Genomic DNA, 14,171 nt, shown 5'->3' with positions numbered 1-14,171 from the left:
CTCCTTCATGAGAAAATCCTATTTATTATTTATTGTGCCCAATTTAGGCTTTCTAAAAAGCGATAAATGTCCTCATGTAATTGATCTTTTTCTTGATCTAATGTAATAACATGTTTTGAGTTTTCATACCACTTGATGTGCTTTTCAAGTGACTCAGTTTGATTATATATAATGTTGGCAGATTCTGTCTCTATTACTTCATCATTTGTAGCTTGTACGACGAAAATAGGCGCGTAAATCATGTCAATTTCTTGACGAGTGCGAGCTATAAATTCTCGTAGCTGCTGGAGAGATGGCATGCCTTTGTCAGCAATGCTTGCAACTTCAGCTTCAATTTGTTCTTCCTGTTTCCCTTGGAACTTTTTATAGTCCCTTGCATATTTCAAAACACCCTCAAACATAACGTCGGTTGTACGCATTGTCATAGGGGCACACATTGTCACAATGCCTTTAACAGGATTATTTAATGCAACGTTTAATGCCATAACACCGCCTAATGAAAGGCCAGCAACGGCTATTTCCTGATAGCCAGCATCCTGTAACTGTTTGTAGGCGGCAATAACATCCTGCCACCAGTCTGCTGGACCTGTTGTGATTAGTTCTTCTGGTTCCACACCGTGACCTTTATAGTGAGGTGCTAATGTAGTATACCCTTTTTTCTCTAAAAATCTACCAAGCATTCGTACGTCTGCAGAGCTTCCTGTGAAGCCGTGTAATAATAAAACAGCACGAGGTCCTGCCTGAAAGAAAAATGGCTGTGATAATGATTTGTTCACTGTAAGCACTCCTTCATTCTAAAACACTTATACATACTATACCCATTCTCGTCATCTCGATGATGCCTAGCAGATGACATTGGTTATTGTGTTACAATTCATTTTTTACTACTGAGAGAGAAATTACCATTTAACTATGATAAAAGAAAACGCCCAACCAATTCGGTTAGGCGATATATCTTCAACTATTAGATTTTTGTAATAGCGATTGCTAATAAAAAGAACACTATAGCTAACACAATTGTTGCACGGTGAAGGATTAAATCCATACCACGTGCTTTTTGCTTTCCAAATAGTTGCTCAGCTCCACCCGAGATGGCACCTGATAAGCCTGCACTTTTACTAGATTGAAGTAATACCACAACGATTAACGCCAATGATACGATAACTAATGAAACTAATACTACTGTATGCATTCACTGCACCTCCCGAACTTTGAAACATCACAACAGACTACATTATAACAAAAAAAGGTTGTGATGACAAACTTCGCTTTATGTTTTGCTGGAAATTCTCCGCCTCATACTTCCACCCTTGTCGACTTATGCTACTATTTGTGGATGTCACTCCCAATAAATTAAATTATAATGGCAAAAATGAACTTTTTTTGGAGGGTGGGAAAATGAATAAAAAAATAACAGCGCTGCTAGTACTATGCTGCATGATTCCCTTTCTTACGGCATGCTCAAAGGCCATTGACCTACTTCTTGAGGAAGAGGATGTAACAACTACAACCTTAGCAGAAGATACAGAGAATGATATGAAGAAACCAGAAAGTAAAGCGCTATCTGCCTCTTTTTCACCTAATGATCTTTTCTCAACCTCATTATTTAAGGATGATCCTGCCTTACTACAATTCACTAAAAAAGTTGAAAAACAAGTAGCAAAGTTTGAACAGCACTTTGAAGTCCCTTATACTGGGAAGCTAAACTTCGAAGATTTTGAGGTGCAGCTGAATGACTTAAATAGCCTGCTTTCCTTCGTCGATCCCTATACAGCTGGTTATTTTCTTACTTATGAATGGACGGCTTGGGAAATAGATAATGGCTATTTGGTAGAGTTGTCGATTGATTACTTAACAGATGCCAAAAAGGAGCAAAAGGTCGATCAATATGTAGAGGCTTTTGCTGACCAGTATATTACGACAGATATGACAGATTTTGAACGTGCTAAAATCATTAATGATACGGTCGTACAGTTAGCCACTTATACAGAACAAGGCTCTACTGAGGGACAGACGGTTTTTGAGCTGATAGACGAGGAAACTGCGGTATGTCAAGCCTATGCTCTACTAGCTTATCGCCTACTATTAGCTTCAGATGTAGAAGCGAAATACGTATATGGCTATAGTGAGGATCAGCTGCATGCTTGGAATTTAGTCAGTATCGATGGCAATTGGTATCATCTTGATACAACGTGGAATGACGTGGATTCAGCGGAGCCTTATGCGATTTCCTATGAATACTTTTTAGTCAGTGATGAAAAACTAAGACAAGATCATTTATGGGTAAATGAAAATTATTTTACTGCTACAAATAACAATTATAATTTTATGCATGATATGTGGTATGCCAATACTGTGGACGATGTGATTTATTATAATAGTATCAATGATAATATGGTCTATTCTTATAATTTAGACACAAATGAAAACAATCAAATTACAGAAACGGCATGCTATTATTTAGCTACTTATGATGATTCCATTTATTGCAGTGACTATGACAATGCTGGTTATTTAACAAAAATAAATGTCCAGGACGGTTCGGAAGAAGTCTTGCTTGAAGATGAAGTCCTCAACTTGTACATTGAAGAAGACATTTTATATTATGAAACAATTGATGGCGCACAACATCAGGAAAATTTATAATGCCCCAAAAGAATCTGTGTGACTTTTACACAGATTCTTTCCTTCCCCAATATTTACATAATTACCATATTCCATTAACAAACCTTTAACGCTAGCTTTACACCATTCCTTTACACTTACAATTGAATTCACCTAAAGGAGGAAAATCATGAAATACGCAAAAAAATGGACTTCATTGTTCTTAGCAAGTGCAGTGACTTTATCCGCAGTTAGTATCCCACAGCAAGAGGTACATGCAGCCGAAGTAAAGAAACCGACGAATGTCATTATGCTTGTGATGGATGGTAGCAGTAATAATGCTGTCACTCTTTCTCGCTGGTATAAAGGTGAAAGCCTAGCAATGGATGAAATTTTATCGGGTGCTATGCGCACATATTCTGCTGAATCTGCCATTACTGATTCTGCACCAGCTGCGACAGCATTAGCAACTGGGCATAAATCGAACGATAAATATATAGGTGTGCTGCCCTCTGTGATCAACTCCCCTGGATTAGCCCAAATCGCTAAGGAAGATGCCTTCCGACCTGTAGCCAATGTGCTAGAAGGAGCTAAGCAGCAAGGTATGGCCACTGGATTAATTTCTACTTCCGAAATTCAACATGCTACACCTGCTGGTTTTTCTGCCCATGTCAACAATAGAAGTCAATATGGGGATATAGCAGAGCAGCAGGTTTATCAAAATATTGATGTTGTCTTAGGCGGTGGTCTGGAATCACTATCACCAGGCACATCGAAAAATGCTCGTCAAGATGGCGAGGATTTAATCAAGGTTTTGAATGAAAAAAATTATGATCTCGTTAAAACGCGCGATGAGCTATTTAACAGTCAATCCTCAAAAATTTGGGGAAGCTTTGCGCCAAGTGCACTTGCTTATGATTTAGATCGTGCTAAAACAAGAGCATCTGAGCCTACACTTGCTGAAATGACAAATAAAGCAATCAATACGCTGAAAAAGGATGAGGATGGCTTCTTCCTCTTTGTAGAAGGTAGTAAGGTTGACTGGGCTGCACATGCCAATGATACTATTGGTATCATTAGCGATATTTTATCATTCGATGATGCAGTGAAAGAAGCGGTTGATTTTGCGAAGGAAGATGGTAATACTTTAGTCATCGCAGTAACTGATCATGGAAATAGTGGCATTACGATGGGGAACGCTAACACTACTAGTACCTATTCCAGCATTCCAGTTTCTGCCTACATCGACCCGTTAAAAAAAGCTACAATGACCATTGAAGGAGCTTTAAGCCAACTAAAAGAAGATCGCTCTAATTTAGTTGAGGTCGCTGCTCTTTATGGCTTAGATTCATTAACGGAGGACGAGCTTAAAACATTACAGTCTGCTAAAGACTTAGGCAATGAAATGGTAAAAATGCTAGCCAATCGTGCAAACATTGGTTATACAACAGGTGGTCATACGGGGGAAGATGTATTCTTATATTCATTTGGTCCTTCTAAATTGACAGGATTAGTAGAAAACACTGATTTAGCCCATACAATGGCACGCTTTATGGGCTTTGACTTAAACACATTAACAAATGATTTATATGTGCCTGCAACGAAGGCATTTACGGAAAAAGGATTTACAACAAAAATTGACTTATCGGATAAAGAAAACCCAACATTTATTGCACAAAAAGCAGATATCACAGTGAAAATTCCAGTCAACAAAAACACGATGACGTATGAACAAACTTCCTCAAACACGGCAAAGACTCATACATTTGATACAATCAATGTCTACAATGGCTCTGAATTTTATGTATCTAAAAAAGTTATTAATGAAGTGAAATAAAAATAATAGCACGAACATAAGTTGAGATTATTCCCTTATGTTCGTGCTTTTTTTACATAAGTAAACCAGCCAATAATTTGTAAACTCTACATATTCCCCCAAAACCTTAAATTTACCTTAAATTAATCTTATGATTTACTGAATTCATCTTAATTCAGCAACATTTTTCTCCACATTCCGTCAAATCAGTGTTAAAAACATAAGGTAAGGATTTTTAACTAGTAAATTACTATTTTTTTGAAAGTTTAATCCTATACTTTTTTTCATTGGAGGTGGACAAATGCAATCCATCAAGAATAATGAGTATTTACGCTTCATTGGCTTCACGCTGTTTTATTTGATTGTTTTGGTACTGCTGTTTCTTATACATGGCTTCCATGATATGAACGCTGGACCATTTATATATACGGAATTTTAAATAAAGGAGATTAAAATATGTTAAGTATTTTGGCAGCTATTGAACGTGTGGCCCTCCAGCAGCCACAAAAAACTGCTTATCAGACACACAATGCCTCCTTAACTTATAGTGAGCTTTGGCATTTATCAGATCGTCTTGCCGATTATTTAATGAAGCTTAAGTTGCGGAGACAACAACCTATAGTCATTTATGGACATATGTCCCCCCTACAAATTGTTGCGTTTATCGGAGCTGTAAAGGCTGGCCATCCATATGTACCTGTTGATTCGTCAACACCATCCGAAAGATTACAGGTCATTACAGAAGCTTCTGGAGCAGGTTTAGTATTGACAACAGAGCTATTACAGATGCCGTTGAATCTGCCAGTTATGGCAGTGCATGATATTCTGGATGCCTCCTCAAAGGACGTGATCCTATCATCCGCAACATGGGTTCGAGATGAGGATATCCATTATATTATTTACACTTCTGGTTCAACAGGTCAACCAAAAGGGGTACAAATAACAGCTAGTAATCTAACACACTTTGTTAGGTGGATGCAGGAACACTTCCCTTTACAGCAAGACGGCGTATTTTTAAATCAAGCACCTTATTCCTTTGATTTATCTGTTATGGATCTCTACCCAGCTCTTGTAGGTGGACACACACTTTATGCGATTACACAGCAAGAAATTGCTAATCCAAAAGCCTTGTTTGATTCTTTAGCGACGTCAAATACTCGTGTATGGACTTCTACACCTTCTTTTGCCAAGATGTGTTTGATGAACAAAGAATGGGATCAAAAACTCATGCCTAGGTTGGATACTTTTTTATTTTGCGGAGAGGTTTTACCGATAGCGGTATGTAACGAGTTGATGTTCCGTTTTCCACAGGCAACAATTTATAATTTATATGGTCCTACGGAAACAACCGTCGCTGTATCCTATGTAAAGGTGTCGAAAGAGCTAGTAGCACGCTTCGAACAATTACCGATTGCCCCTATAACGGAGCCAAACGTATCTGTAGCCGAGGATGGAGAAATTATTATTTCAGGGCCAACCGTTAGTGCCGGGTATTTGGGAGCGCCTAAATTAACAGCTAAAGCTTTTCCGATCGTTAATGGCGATCGCATCTATCAAACGGGTGATATAGGCTATGTGCAGGATGGTTATTTGTTCTTTTCAGGTCGTAAGGATTTCCAAGTGAAATTACATGGCTACCGTCTTGAGATTGAAGAGATTGAAAAACAAATCAGTAACCTGCCACCTGTTTCAAGCTGTGTTGTTGTACCTGTTTATAAAGAGAAGGAAATCATTTCTCTTAGTGCCCATATTGTTTTACGTGAGCCATTAACAGACGCTGCTTTTAAAACAACAAAGCAATTGAAGGCTCTTTTATCGGCGTACTTACCTGCCTATATGATACCGAAAACATTTAAATATATGGACGCTTTACCACTAAATCCAAATGGTAAGGTAGATCGTAAAGGATTGGCGGTTATGGAGACAGTATGACGCCTTATGGAAATATAGCATTTTTTGTGATCATCGGACTTTTATTATTACCTACCATCCTCTTAGGGTTACGAGGCAAATCTTCGAAACGTTATAATCTTTTTGTATCGGTCATTGTCTTAGCATTAATCTTCGGACATTCATTAAATGGGACGATCTCGCTCGTACTATTTACTGTCTTTCAGGTTGTACTTATTGTGGCTTATCAGCGTTACCGACTTCAGCAAAATAGCGGTACCATTTTTATAATAGCAGTGCTTTTATCCATATTACCCCTGATTCTTGTGAAGGTTTTGCCAATTCTCGGGTTACATCATGTATTTGGCTTCCTTGGTGTGTCCTACATTACGTTTAAAGCGGTACAAATGATTTTAGAAACCCGTGATGGCTTGATGAAAGAGAAAATTTCTGTAGTAGAGCTAGTCTATTTCTTATTATTCTTTCCTACCGTATCATCGGGACCTATTGATCGTTGGCGTCGTTTTACAAAGGATTTTCATACCGTACCTTCCTCGGGAGATTACCAAAAGCTGCTATTGAGTGGCATTAATTATATTTTTGTCGGCTTTTTATATAAGTTTATTTTGGCTTATTTAATTTACAACTACACGCTTATTTATTTGCCTAACCATACGTATAACTATTTGACACCTTTTCAGGGGCAGCTAGCGTATATGTATATGTATAGCTTTTACTTATTCTTTGATTTTGCTGGCTATAGTGCATTTGCTGTTGGTGTGAGCAGACTAATGGGTATCCAAACACCAATTAACTTTAATCGCCCATTCGCCAGCCGTAATATTAAAGATTTTTGGAATCGTTGGCATATGAGCCTTTCCTTCTGGTTTAGGGATTATGTCTATATGCGCTTTGTCCTTTGGATGACAAAGAAAAAATGGCTAAAAAATAAATTTGCTATTTCGTATATAGGCTTCTTTTTACTATTCTTTTTAATGGGTATTTGGCATGGTCTGGAATGGCACTTTGTGGTCTATGGACTCTATCATGCCCTATTGATTATCAGCTTTGATAAATTTGAACGCTGGAATAAAAAGCATAAGCGTTGGCCAAAAAATAAATGGACGCATGCTATTGGCGTAATTATTACGTTTCATGCTGTATGCTTCGGCTTCTATATTTTTTCTGGCACATTATTTTAAACAAAGGGCTGTAAGAGCCTGTTCACTAAAGGAGAATTATTAATGGATCAACAACAAGTTTTAGAAATGCTAGTCGAGTTATGTGAAGATGAAATTATTGTAGAAAACCCAGATATTGATTTATTTGAAGAAGGTTTACTAGATTCGTTTGGAACAATTAATTTACTAGTCGAAATTGAAAATCGTTTTAATATTTCTGTCCCTATTACTGATTTCAATCGTGAAGAATGGAATACGCCTAATCGAATTGCAGGGAAATTAGCTGAAAGACAATGATCAAAAAAGGCTTTCTTTCTTTATTTATTGCATGTGCTCTTTTTACTGGCTTTGTCTTTTTTCCTAATGCTTGGATTAAAGCCTGGATATCCAATGAGGATGTGGAGCAAGCCAAAACGAACATGTCTCCACTTGTATTTCAGGGCACCTATTTACAGGAGCGAATGTTGCAGGAGCCTAATTCCATGCCACTTTATGGCTCCTCGGAATTAAACCGTTTTGATCCGTTCCATCCATACAATTATACGCGAGCAACTGATGCTCCGTATTCGACATTTATGATTGGGCGTGGAGGCATGCAGTCCATTACCCACTTCTTGAATTTTGCAGCACAAGAAAAGAATTTAAAGGATAAAAAAGTGGTCTTTATCATCTCCCCGCAGTGGTTTACAGAGAAGGGCATGGGTGAATTTCACTTTTCACCGAATTATTCCATGTTACATGCTTATGATTTAGCCTTTAATCAGGAAATGGATGCCAACCTTCGTAAAAGAGCAATGGAGCGCCTACTAGAATTTGATACTGTCAAACGAGATCGCCTCTTAAAGACCATGTATCAATATCAAATGTCTAACGGCAAGGAAAAACCAATTACTGGACGTATGGCTATGGTCGCGGGGCGTTTCCACAAGGAGTTACTAGAAAAGAAGGACTTATATTATTCCCTTTTCCCACGTAAAGGTCATGCATTAAAAAGTAATGACAAGCTCATTGCCAATCAAAGCTTTGAGCAACAATTGCAGCATGCAGAGGCATATGGGAAGAAGCGTGTATCCAATGACTATATGATTGAAGATCGCGCCTATCAACGACTTGTAAATGCTAAATTTTCAACGTTTAAAGATATACGAAAAAAAGAGGATTATACAAACTCTCCTGAATATGAGGATTTCCAACTCGTGATAGATGTTTTAAAGGATGCAGGTGCGAAGCCACTATTCGTCTCCATTCCAGTTAATGGCTATTGGTATGATTATAATGGCTATCCTGAGGATCGTCGTCAAAAGTATTACGATAAAATGGAGCAAGTATTACAGGATTCAAGGGTTGCTTATGTTGATTTTTCAGATCATGAATATGATCCTTATTTTATAATGGATACAATTCATCTTGCCTGGAAGGGCTGGGTCTATCTCGATCATGAACTAGATCAGCATTGGGCACAGCCATAACAATAGTCAGGACAGTCTAATATAGTAGACTGTCCTTTCTTATTATCGTAAGACGCCTTTTATGTAAAGCGCCTTTTGTTCACTTATCTTGCTATAGCTGTCACACTAAAAAGCATTCTTACCTCTTGTGCTACGATGTTGAAACCTGCACCGTATTGGCCTGCTCGTGCCGCTTCTTTCTTCGTTCATAAATAAAACCCTCCACCGATAATGTTTTTGTATCCTAGTAATTGGTGGATTTTGTGTAATAAATATTAATGGTAACAAACAGAAAAATTTGCATACAATTTAAAAATTCACCTATTTTTCATCTGTGTAAAATTGTTCAATATACTGCTCTTCTTCCTCGGGCGATAATAAACGAGTTGCTCTTCCTGAATTTGTTGTGTCATCGCCACCTTGCAATTCCCAAATTTTGTTATGGTCGTCAACGGCGTTTGAAAAGTCACCTTTCGACCATCTTTCTAATATTGAAATGTAAAGATCTTTATATTTATAATCGTTCATTTTAACTACAGTTAACAATCGGTCAACTTTTTCTTGTGTTATTCGCTCACGACCCCATTGAGAAGCAGCTTTCACTTTTTGGTGAGACATGCTATGGATAGTTTCATTTACTTTGCTTTCCATTAAATTGTCAGGATAAAGCAATTCTTCTTTTGTAACTTTTTTATCTTCAAGCGCTACTCCGTCAACAACAATAGTGGCTCTTTCTTTTTTGGCAACAGTTTTTTCCATTTGTTCGGTGGATTTAATGTAACCAAAAATCCCTCCAAAAATTATCAATATTGCAATGATAACAATTGCAGATTTTGTTTTTCTCTTCATGTTATTAACTCCTCATTGTAATTTATATCATTATATCATTATGTAATTATGTATTGGTTTATATTATGTAATTAGGATAATAATAACAGAGTGTTCAATGACTATAGTACGAACACTGTTCGTAGATAATGGTATATACTTTGTATACAGCATGTTAACCAATGCAAAATTGCGTTCTATATTTAAATACACCTAATACAATTTTGTATGCGTTAATCCGTCACAGGTGCTCTCTATAGAGGAGAGTACCTCTGCTGAGGTATCTAACATTTTGCAAGGTACATAACGTTTTTGTTTTGCGACTCCCTCCAAGGGTCTGAATAATGTTACGATAATGTGCCTACCTTTCATCACACAACGATTCGGCGCGTGCCATGATGTTTAATGTGACATATTCTTCCGCCACCAAATACGTGTAAAACGACCTCAACGATTTAATTACAGCCTTAATGTAAGTCGCCTTTTTACCAATTTTTAATTGATGTTGCATATATTTTTTTACTTGAACTGTAGAAATGTCTTCCATTTCATTCATCTTATGAAACTCGTCCAGATATTGAATGAAGTGAGTTGTATTGTAGTTATAAGTTTCTGTTGTTCTGATTGACTAATTTTTAATCTGTAATTCGAATGTAAATTCCTTCAACAAATCTTTAATAAGCTCGAAAAAAACCCCCAATCTACAAGTGTTTTATTACACTTATAAATCAGAGGTTGTTAAATGTACAACATGGTTCAAAGATAAAAGCTGTATTTTACTAAGTTCAAACCATTTTCTCTTCAATCAAATACTTATTTTAAGTTATAGAATGAATTTAAACCAAGGTACTCTGCTGTTGAACCAAGTTGATCTTCGATGCGAAGAAGTTGGTTGTATTTAGCTACACGGTCTGTACGTGATGGAGCACCTGTTTTAATTTGACCAGCATTTGTTGCAACAGCGATATCAGCAATTGTCGCATCTTCTGATTCACCAGAACGGTGAGAAATAACCGCTGTGTAGCCTGCACGTTTGGCCATTTCGATTGCTTCAAATGTTTCAGTTAACGTACCGATTTGGTTTACTTTGATCAGGATTGCATTGCCTACACCTTGCTCAATACCTGCTGATAACTTTTTCGTATTTGTTACAAATAGGTCATCACCTACTAATTGTACGCGTTTGCCGATACGGTCTGTTAATAGCTTGTGTCCAGCCCAGTCGTTTTCATCTAAGCCATCTTCAATTGAAATGATTGGGTATTTATTTGTTAACTCTTCGTACCAATCCACCATTTCTTCAGAAGTTTTGACAACACCTTCACCATCTAAGTGGTATTTGCCATCTTCTTTATTGAATAGTTCAGAGGATGCTACGTCCATTGCAAGTTTCACTTCGTCACCTGGTTTGTAGCCTGCTTTTTCAATCGCTTCTAAGATCACTGTAATTGCTTCTTCGTTAGAGCCAAGGTTTGGTGCGAAACCACCTTCATCACCTACTGCTGTGTTGTAGCCTTTTGCTTTTAGAACAGCTTTTAGGCTATGGAAAATCTCCGCGCCAATACGTAATGCATGACGGAATGATTCTGCACCAACAGGCATAACCATGAATTCCTGAATGTCAACATTGTTATCTGCGTGAGCACCACCGTTTAGGATGTTCATCATTGGTACTGGTAATTGCTTAGAATTGAACCCACCAAGATATTGATAAAGAGGTACATCTAAATAATCTGCCGCAGCATGTGCAACTGCCATGGATACACCTAGAATTGCGTTGGCACCAAGCTTGCCTTTGTTTTCTGTGCCATCTAGCTCGATTAAAGCTTTGTCGATGACTACTTGATCAAGAACAGAATAGTTACCTTCTAATTCTTCCGCAATAATTGTGTTTACATTTTCAACTGCTTTTAATACACCTTTGCCTAGGTAACGAGATTTGTCACCATCGCGTAATTCTACCGCTTCGTATTCACCTGTTGATGCACCTGATGGTACGATTGCGCGGCCAAATGCGCCTGATTCTGTAAATACTTCAACCTCTACTGTTGGGTTCCCACGTGAGTCTAAAACTTCGCGCGCATAAACTTGTGTAATAAATGGCATAATTAATTCTCCTCTTTTTCAATTAATGATTGTCCTGTCATTTCAGTAGGCTGTGACACCTCTAATAATTCTAACATGGTTGGCGCTAAATCGGCTAAAATACCACCATTTCTTAACATTATATTTGATTTTGTCACAATTACTGGAACAGGATTTGTTGTATGAGCTGTCATTGGCTCACCTGCTAAAGTTAACACTTCATCAGAGTTGCCATGGTCAGCTGTAATAATAGCTGCGCCACCTTTTGCAAGGAGTGCGTCTACTACTTTCCCTAAGCATTCATCTACTGCTTCAATGGCTTTAATTGTTGGCTCCAGCATTCCACTATGACCAACCATATCAGGGTTGGCAAAGTTAAGAATAATGCCATCAAATTTTTCAGCCGCAATTTCTGCAAGTAAGGCTTCTGTCACCTCATAGGCAGACATTTCAGGTTTTAAATCGTATGTCGCCACCTTTGGAGAAGCAATTAAAATACGTTCCTCACCAGGGAATTTTTCCTCACGTCCACCACTCATAAAGAATGTAACATGTGGATATTTTTCAGTTTCCGCAATCCGCAACTGTGTTTTCCCATTCGTCGCTAATACTTCACCAATTGTATTTTTCAAGTTGTCATTTTCATAAGCAACCTGTGCGTTGACTTCATCACTATAGTGGGTGAAGGACACAAATTTTAAATTCTTTGGATGATTTGCAGATATAGCAAAGCCATCGAATGCTTCATTTGTAAAAACTGTTGACAGCTGAATGGCACGATCGGGACGGAAGTTAAAGAAAATCACTGCATCATGATCGCCAATTGTTGCTACTGGCTCACCATGCTCTTGAATGCTAAATGGGATGACAAATTCATCTGTTACCTCACGCTCATAGGATGCTGCTACACCACTTTTAGCACTCTCTGCTGCTTGGCCAACACCATCTACCAATACATTATACGTAAGTGCAACACGATCCCAACGCTTGTCACGATCCATAGCGTAGTAACGTCCATGTATGGAAGCAAATTGCCCTATGCCTATTTCAGCCATTTGCTTTTCCGTTTCTTCGATATAGTCTAATGCTGTTGTTGGACCAACATCACGACCATCTAAGAAGCCATGTACATAAACTTCCTCTAATCCCTGCTGTTTAGCTAGCTTTAATAGTGCAAACATATGCTCATAATGACTATGAACACCACCGTCTGATAATAAGCCCATAACATGTAGCTTTGACTGATGAGCTTTCACATGTGCTACTGCATCTAAAAAGGCTTGATTCGTGAAGAAATCTCCATCACGAATAGATTTATTTAAGCGTGTTAAGCTTTGATAGACGATACGTCCTGCACCGATATTTAAGTGCCCCACCTCAGAATTCCCCATCTGTCCTTCAGGTAATCCAACGGCTTCTCCCGCTGCTGTTAATGTCGCATGAGGAAATTGATGCCAATATCGATCAAAATTAGGCTTATTGGCCTGTGCTACTGCATTCCCGAATGTTTCATCTCGAAATGCAAAGCCATCTAAAATAATTAATGCTACTGGCTTTTTAGGCATTTGCTGCCGCCTCCAATAATGTTAAATAAGATTCTGGTTGTAAGCTTGCTCCACCAACTAAAGCACCATCAATATGTTCTTTCGATAAAAGCTCCTGAATGTTATCAGGCTTAACACTGCCACCATATTGAATACGCACAGCATTCGCAGTTTCAGCATTATATAGCTCTTCTACTACTGCTCGAATCGCTCCGCATACTTGATTTGCATCGTCTGCCGTAGCCGTTTTACCAGTACCAATCGCCCAAATCGGTTCATACGCAATGACCATATGCTCTACTTGCTGTGCTTCAAACCCAGCAAGTGCCGCTTTAATTTGGCCTGCCACTTTTTGCTCTGTTGTGCCTGCTTCACGTTCTTCGAGTGTTTCGCCACAGCAAATAATAGGTACGATAGTATGTGCAAGTGCTGCAGCTACCTTCTTATTAATCGCTTCATCTGTTTCATTGTAGTATTCGCGACGTTCAGAGTGTCCTAAAATGACATAGTCAACATCCACACTTGCTAGCTGCGCTGGACTAATTTCACCCGTAAAAGCACCTTCATTTTCATAGTGCATAGTTTGTGCACCAATTGCCAGCTCTGACTCACTAGCAACTTGTACAAGTGTAGGTAGGTAAAGAGCTGGTGCGCAAATAACAGCATCTACTTTGTCATTGGAAGGAAGTTTTTCTTGTACAGCATCTACAAACTGAATAGCCTCTTCAAATGTTTTAAACATTTTCCAGTTACCTGCAATAATTGGTTTACGCAT

The 14,171-nt window shown here is 38.2% G+C and carries 14 protein-coding genes; 7 read left to right on the top strand and 7 right to left on the bottom strand.

Annotation, left to right across the window (positions count from 1 at the left end):
- Positions 1–29: 29 nt before the first annotated feature.
- Together NY607_RS18175 and secG are read right to left on the bottom strand one after the other, a co-directional pair.
- On the bottom strand, positions 30–776 hold the full coding sequence (locus tag NY607_RS18175; RefSeq protein ID WP_004228103.1) for an alpha/beta hydrolase: 747 nt from the start codon (positions 774–776) through the stop codon (positions 30–32).
- Positions 777–964: 188 nt separating this feature from the next.
- A complete protein-coding gene (gene secG / locus NY607_RS18170; RefSeq protein ID WP_004228101.1) occupies positions 965–1,192 on the bottom strand; it encodes a preprotein translocase subunit SecG in 228 nt (75 codons plus the stop codon).
- Positions 1,193–1,398: 206 nt separating this feature from the next.
- On the opposite strand from secG, the gene NY607_RS18165 reads away from it, so the two are divergent.
- From NY607_RS18165 to dltD, 7 genes are all read left to right on the top strand, one after another.
- On the top strand, positions 1,399–2,646 hold the full coding sequence (locus NY607_RS18165) for a transglutaminase domain-containing protein (protein WP_259420094.1): 1,248 nt from the start codon (positions 1,399–1,401) through the stop codon (positions 2,644–2,646).
- A gap of 148 nt (positions 2,647–2,794) precedes the next feature.
- On the top strand, positions 2,795–4,441 hold the full coding sequence (locus NY607_RS18160; protein ID WP_131521150.1) for an alkaline phosphatase: 1,647 nt from the start codon (positions 2,795–2,797) through the stop codon (positions 4,439–4,441).
- A gap of 280 nt (positions 4,442–4,721) precedes the next feature.
- Positions 4,722–4,859 (top strand): teichoic acid D-Ala incorporation-associated protein DltX, encoded by a 138-nt coding sequence (locus tag NY607_RS18155; RefSeq protein ID WP_004228095.1) that lies wholly within the window; start codon positions 4,722–4,724, stop codon positions 4,857–4,859.
- Between the two features lie 17 nt (positions 4,860–4,876).
- Entirely contained in the window at positions 4,877–6,352 is a 1,476-nt protein-coding gene (dltA, locus tag NY607_RS18150) for a D-alanine--poly(phosphoribitol) ligase subunit DltA (RefSeq protein ID WP_259420093.1), read from the top strand.
- Positions 6,349–7,512 carry a D-alanyl-lipoteichoic acid biosynthesis protein DltB gene (gene dltB / locus NY607_RS18145; RefSeq protein ID WP_131521148.1) on the top strand — a complete coding sequence of 388 codons (1,164 nt, stop codon included), beginning with the start codon at positions 6,349–6,351 and terminating at the stop codon, positions 7,510–7,512. Before dltA ends, dltB begins: the two co-directional genes overlap by 4 nt.
- A 42-nt stretch (positions 7,513–7,554) precedes the next feature.
- Complete coding sequence (gene dltC / locus NY607_RS18140) at positions 7,555–7,788, top strand: D-alanine--poly(phosphoribitol) ligase subunit 2 (protein ID WP_016994756.1); 234 nt, start codon at positions 7,555–7,557, stop codon at positions 7,786–7,788.
- The gene (gene dltD / locus NY607_RS18135) at positions 7,785–8,960 is read left to right on the top strand and encodes a D-alanyl-lipoteichoic acid biosynthesis protein DltD (protein WP_259420092.1); all 1,176 of its coding nucleotides are present in this window, start codon (positions 7,785–7,787) and stop codon (positions 8,958–8,960) included. Before dltC ends, dltD begins: the two co-directional genes overlap by 4 nt.
- Positions 8,961–9,260: 300 nt before the next feature.
- Here dltD and NY607_RS18130 read toward each other — a convergent pair whose 3' ends face one another.
- The 5 genes from NY607_RS18130 to tpiA form a co-directional block, all read right to left on the bottom strand.
- Positions 9,261–9,788, bottom strand: coding sequence for a DUF6241 domain-containing protein (locus NY607_RS18130; RefSeq protein WP_259420091.1), 528 nt, complete (start codon positions 9,786–9,788; stop codon positions 9,261–9,263).
- A 340-nt stretch (positions 9,789–10,128) separates the two neighbouring features.
- A complete protein-coding gene (locus tag NY607_RS18125; RefSeq protein WP_227744946.1) occupies positions 10,129–10,392 on the bottom strand; it encodes a site-specific integrase in 264 nt (87 codons plus the stop codon).
- Positions 10,393–10,580: 188 nt separating this feature from the next.
- Positions 10,581–11,873, bottom strand: coding sequence for a phosphopyruvate hydratase (gene eno, locus NY607_RS18120; RefSeq protein WP_004228070.1), 1,293 nt, complete (start codon positions 11,871–11,873; stop codon positions 10,581–10,583).
- A 2-nt stretch (positions 11,874–11,875) separates the two neighbouring features.
- Positions 11,876–13,417: a 2,3-bisphosphoglycerate-independent phosphoglycerate mutase gene (gpmI, locus tag NY607_RS18115; RefSeq protein WP_131521145.1), complete on the bottom strand. Its 1,542-nt coding sequence runs from the start codon at positions 13,415–13,417 to the stop codon at positions 11,876–11,878.
- Positions 13,410–14,171, bottom strand: a complete 762-nt coding sequence (gene tpiA / locus NY607_RS18110; RefSeq protein WP_048390882.1) for a triose-phosphate isomerase — start codon at positions 14,169–14,171, stop codon at positions 13,410–13,412. Before tpiA ends, gpmI begins: the two co-directional genes overlap by 8 nt.

Source organism: Lysinibacillus sp. A4 (assembly GCF_024919535.1).
In the GTDB taxonomy this organism is placed as follows: domain Bacteria; phylum Bacillota; class Bacilli; order Bacillales_A; family Planococcaceae; genus Lysinibacillus; species Lysinibacillus capsici.
This window is presented reverse-complemented; position numbering and strand designations above follow the sequence as displayed.

What these genes read in the sequence shown, in the direction of transcription:
- secG (WP_004228101.1), bottom strand. Translation starts at nt 1,192, where the DNA reads ATGCATACAGTAGTATTAGTTTCATTAGTTATCGTATCATTGGCGTTA.
- NY607_RS18165 (WP_259420094.1), top strand. Translation starts at nt 1,399, where the DNA reads ATGAATAAAAAAATAACAGCGCTGCTAGTACTATGCTGCATGATTCCC.
- NY607_RS18160 (WP_131521150.1), top strand. Translation starts at nt 2,795, where the DNA reads ATGAAATACGCAAAAAAATGGACTTCATTGTTCTTAGCAAGTGCAGTG.
- NY607_RS18155 (WP_004228095.1), top strand. Translation starts at nt 4,722, where the DNA reads ATGCAATCCATCAAGAATAATGAGTATTTACGCTTCATTGGCTTCACG.
- dltA (WP_259420093.1), top strand. Translation starts at nt 4,877, where the DNA reads ATGTTAAGTATTTTGGCAGCTATTGAACGTGTGGCCCTCCAGCAGCCA.
- dltB (WP_131521148.1), top strand. Translation starts at nt 6,349, where the DNA reads ATGACGCCTTATGGAAATATAGCATTTTTTGTGATCATCGGACTTTTA.
- dltC (WP_016994756.1), top strand. Translation starts at nt 7,555, where the DNA reads ATGGATCAACAACAAGTTTTAGAAATGCTAGTCGAGTTATGTGAAGAT.
- dltD (WP_259420092.1), top strand. Translation starts at nt 7,785, where the DNA reads ATGATCAAAAAAGGCTTTCTTTCTTTATTTATTGCATGTGCTCTTTTT.
- NY607_RS18130 (WP_259420091.1), bottom strand. Translation starts at nt 9,788, where the DNA reads ATGAAGAGAAAAACAAAATCTGCAATTGTTATCATTGCAATATTGATA.
- eno (WP_004228070.1), bottom strand. Translation starts at nt 11,873, where the DNA reads ATGCCATTTATTACACAAGTTTATGCGCGCGAAGTTTTAGACTCACGT.
- gpmI (WP_131521145.1), bottom strand. Translation starts at nt 13,417, where the DNA reads ATGCCTAAAAAGCCAGTAGCATTAATTATTTTAGATGGCTTTGCATTT.
- tpiA (WP_048390882.1), bottom strand. Translation starts at nt 14,171, where the DNA reads ATGCGTAAACCAATTATTGCAGGTAACTGGAAAATGTTTAAAACATTT.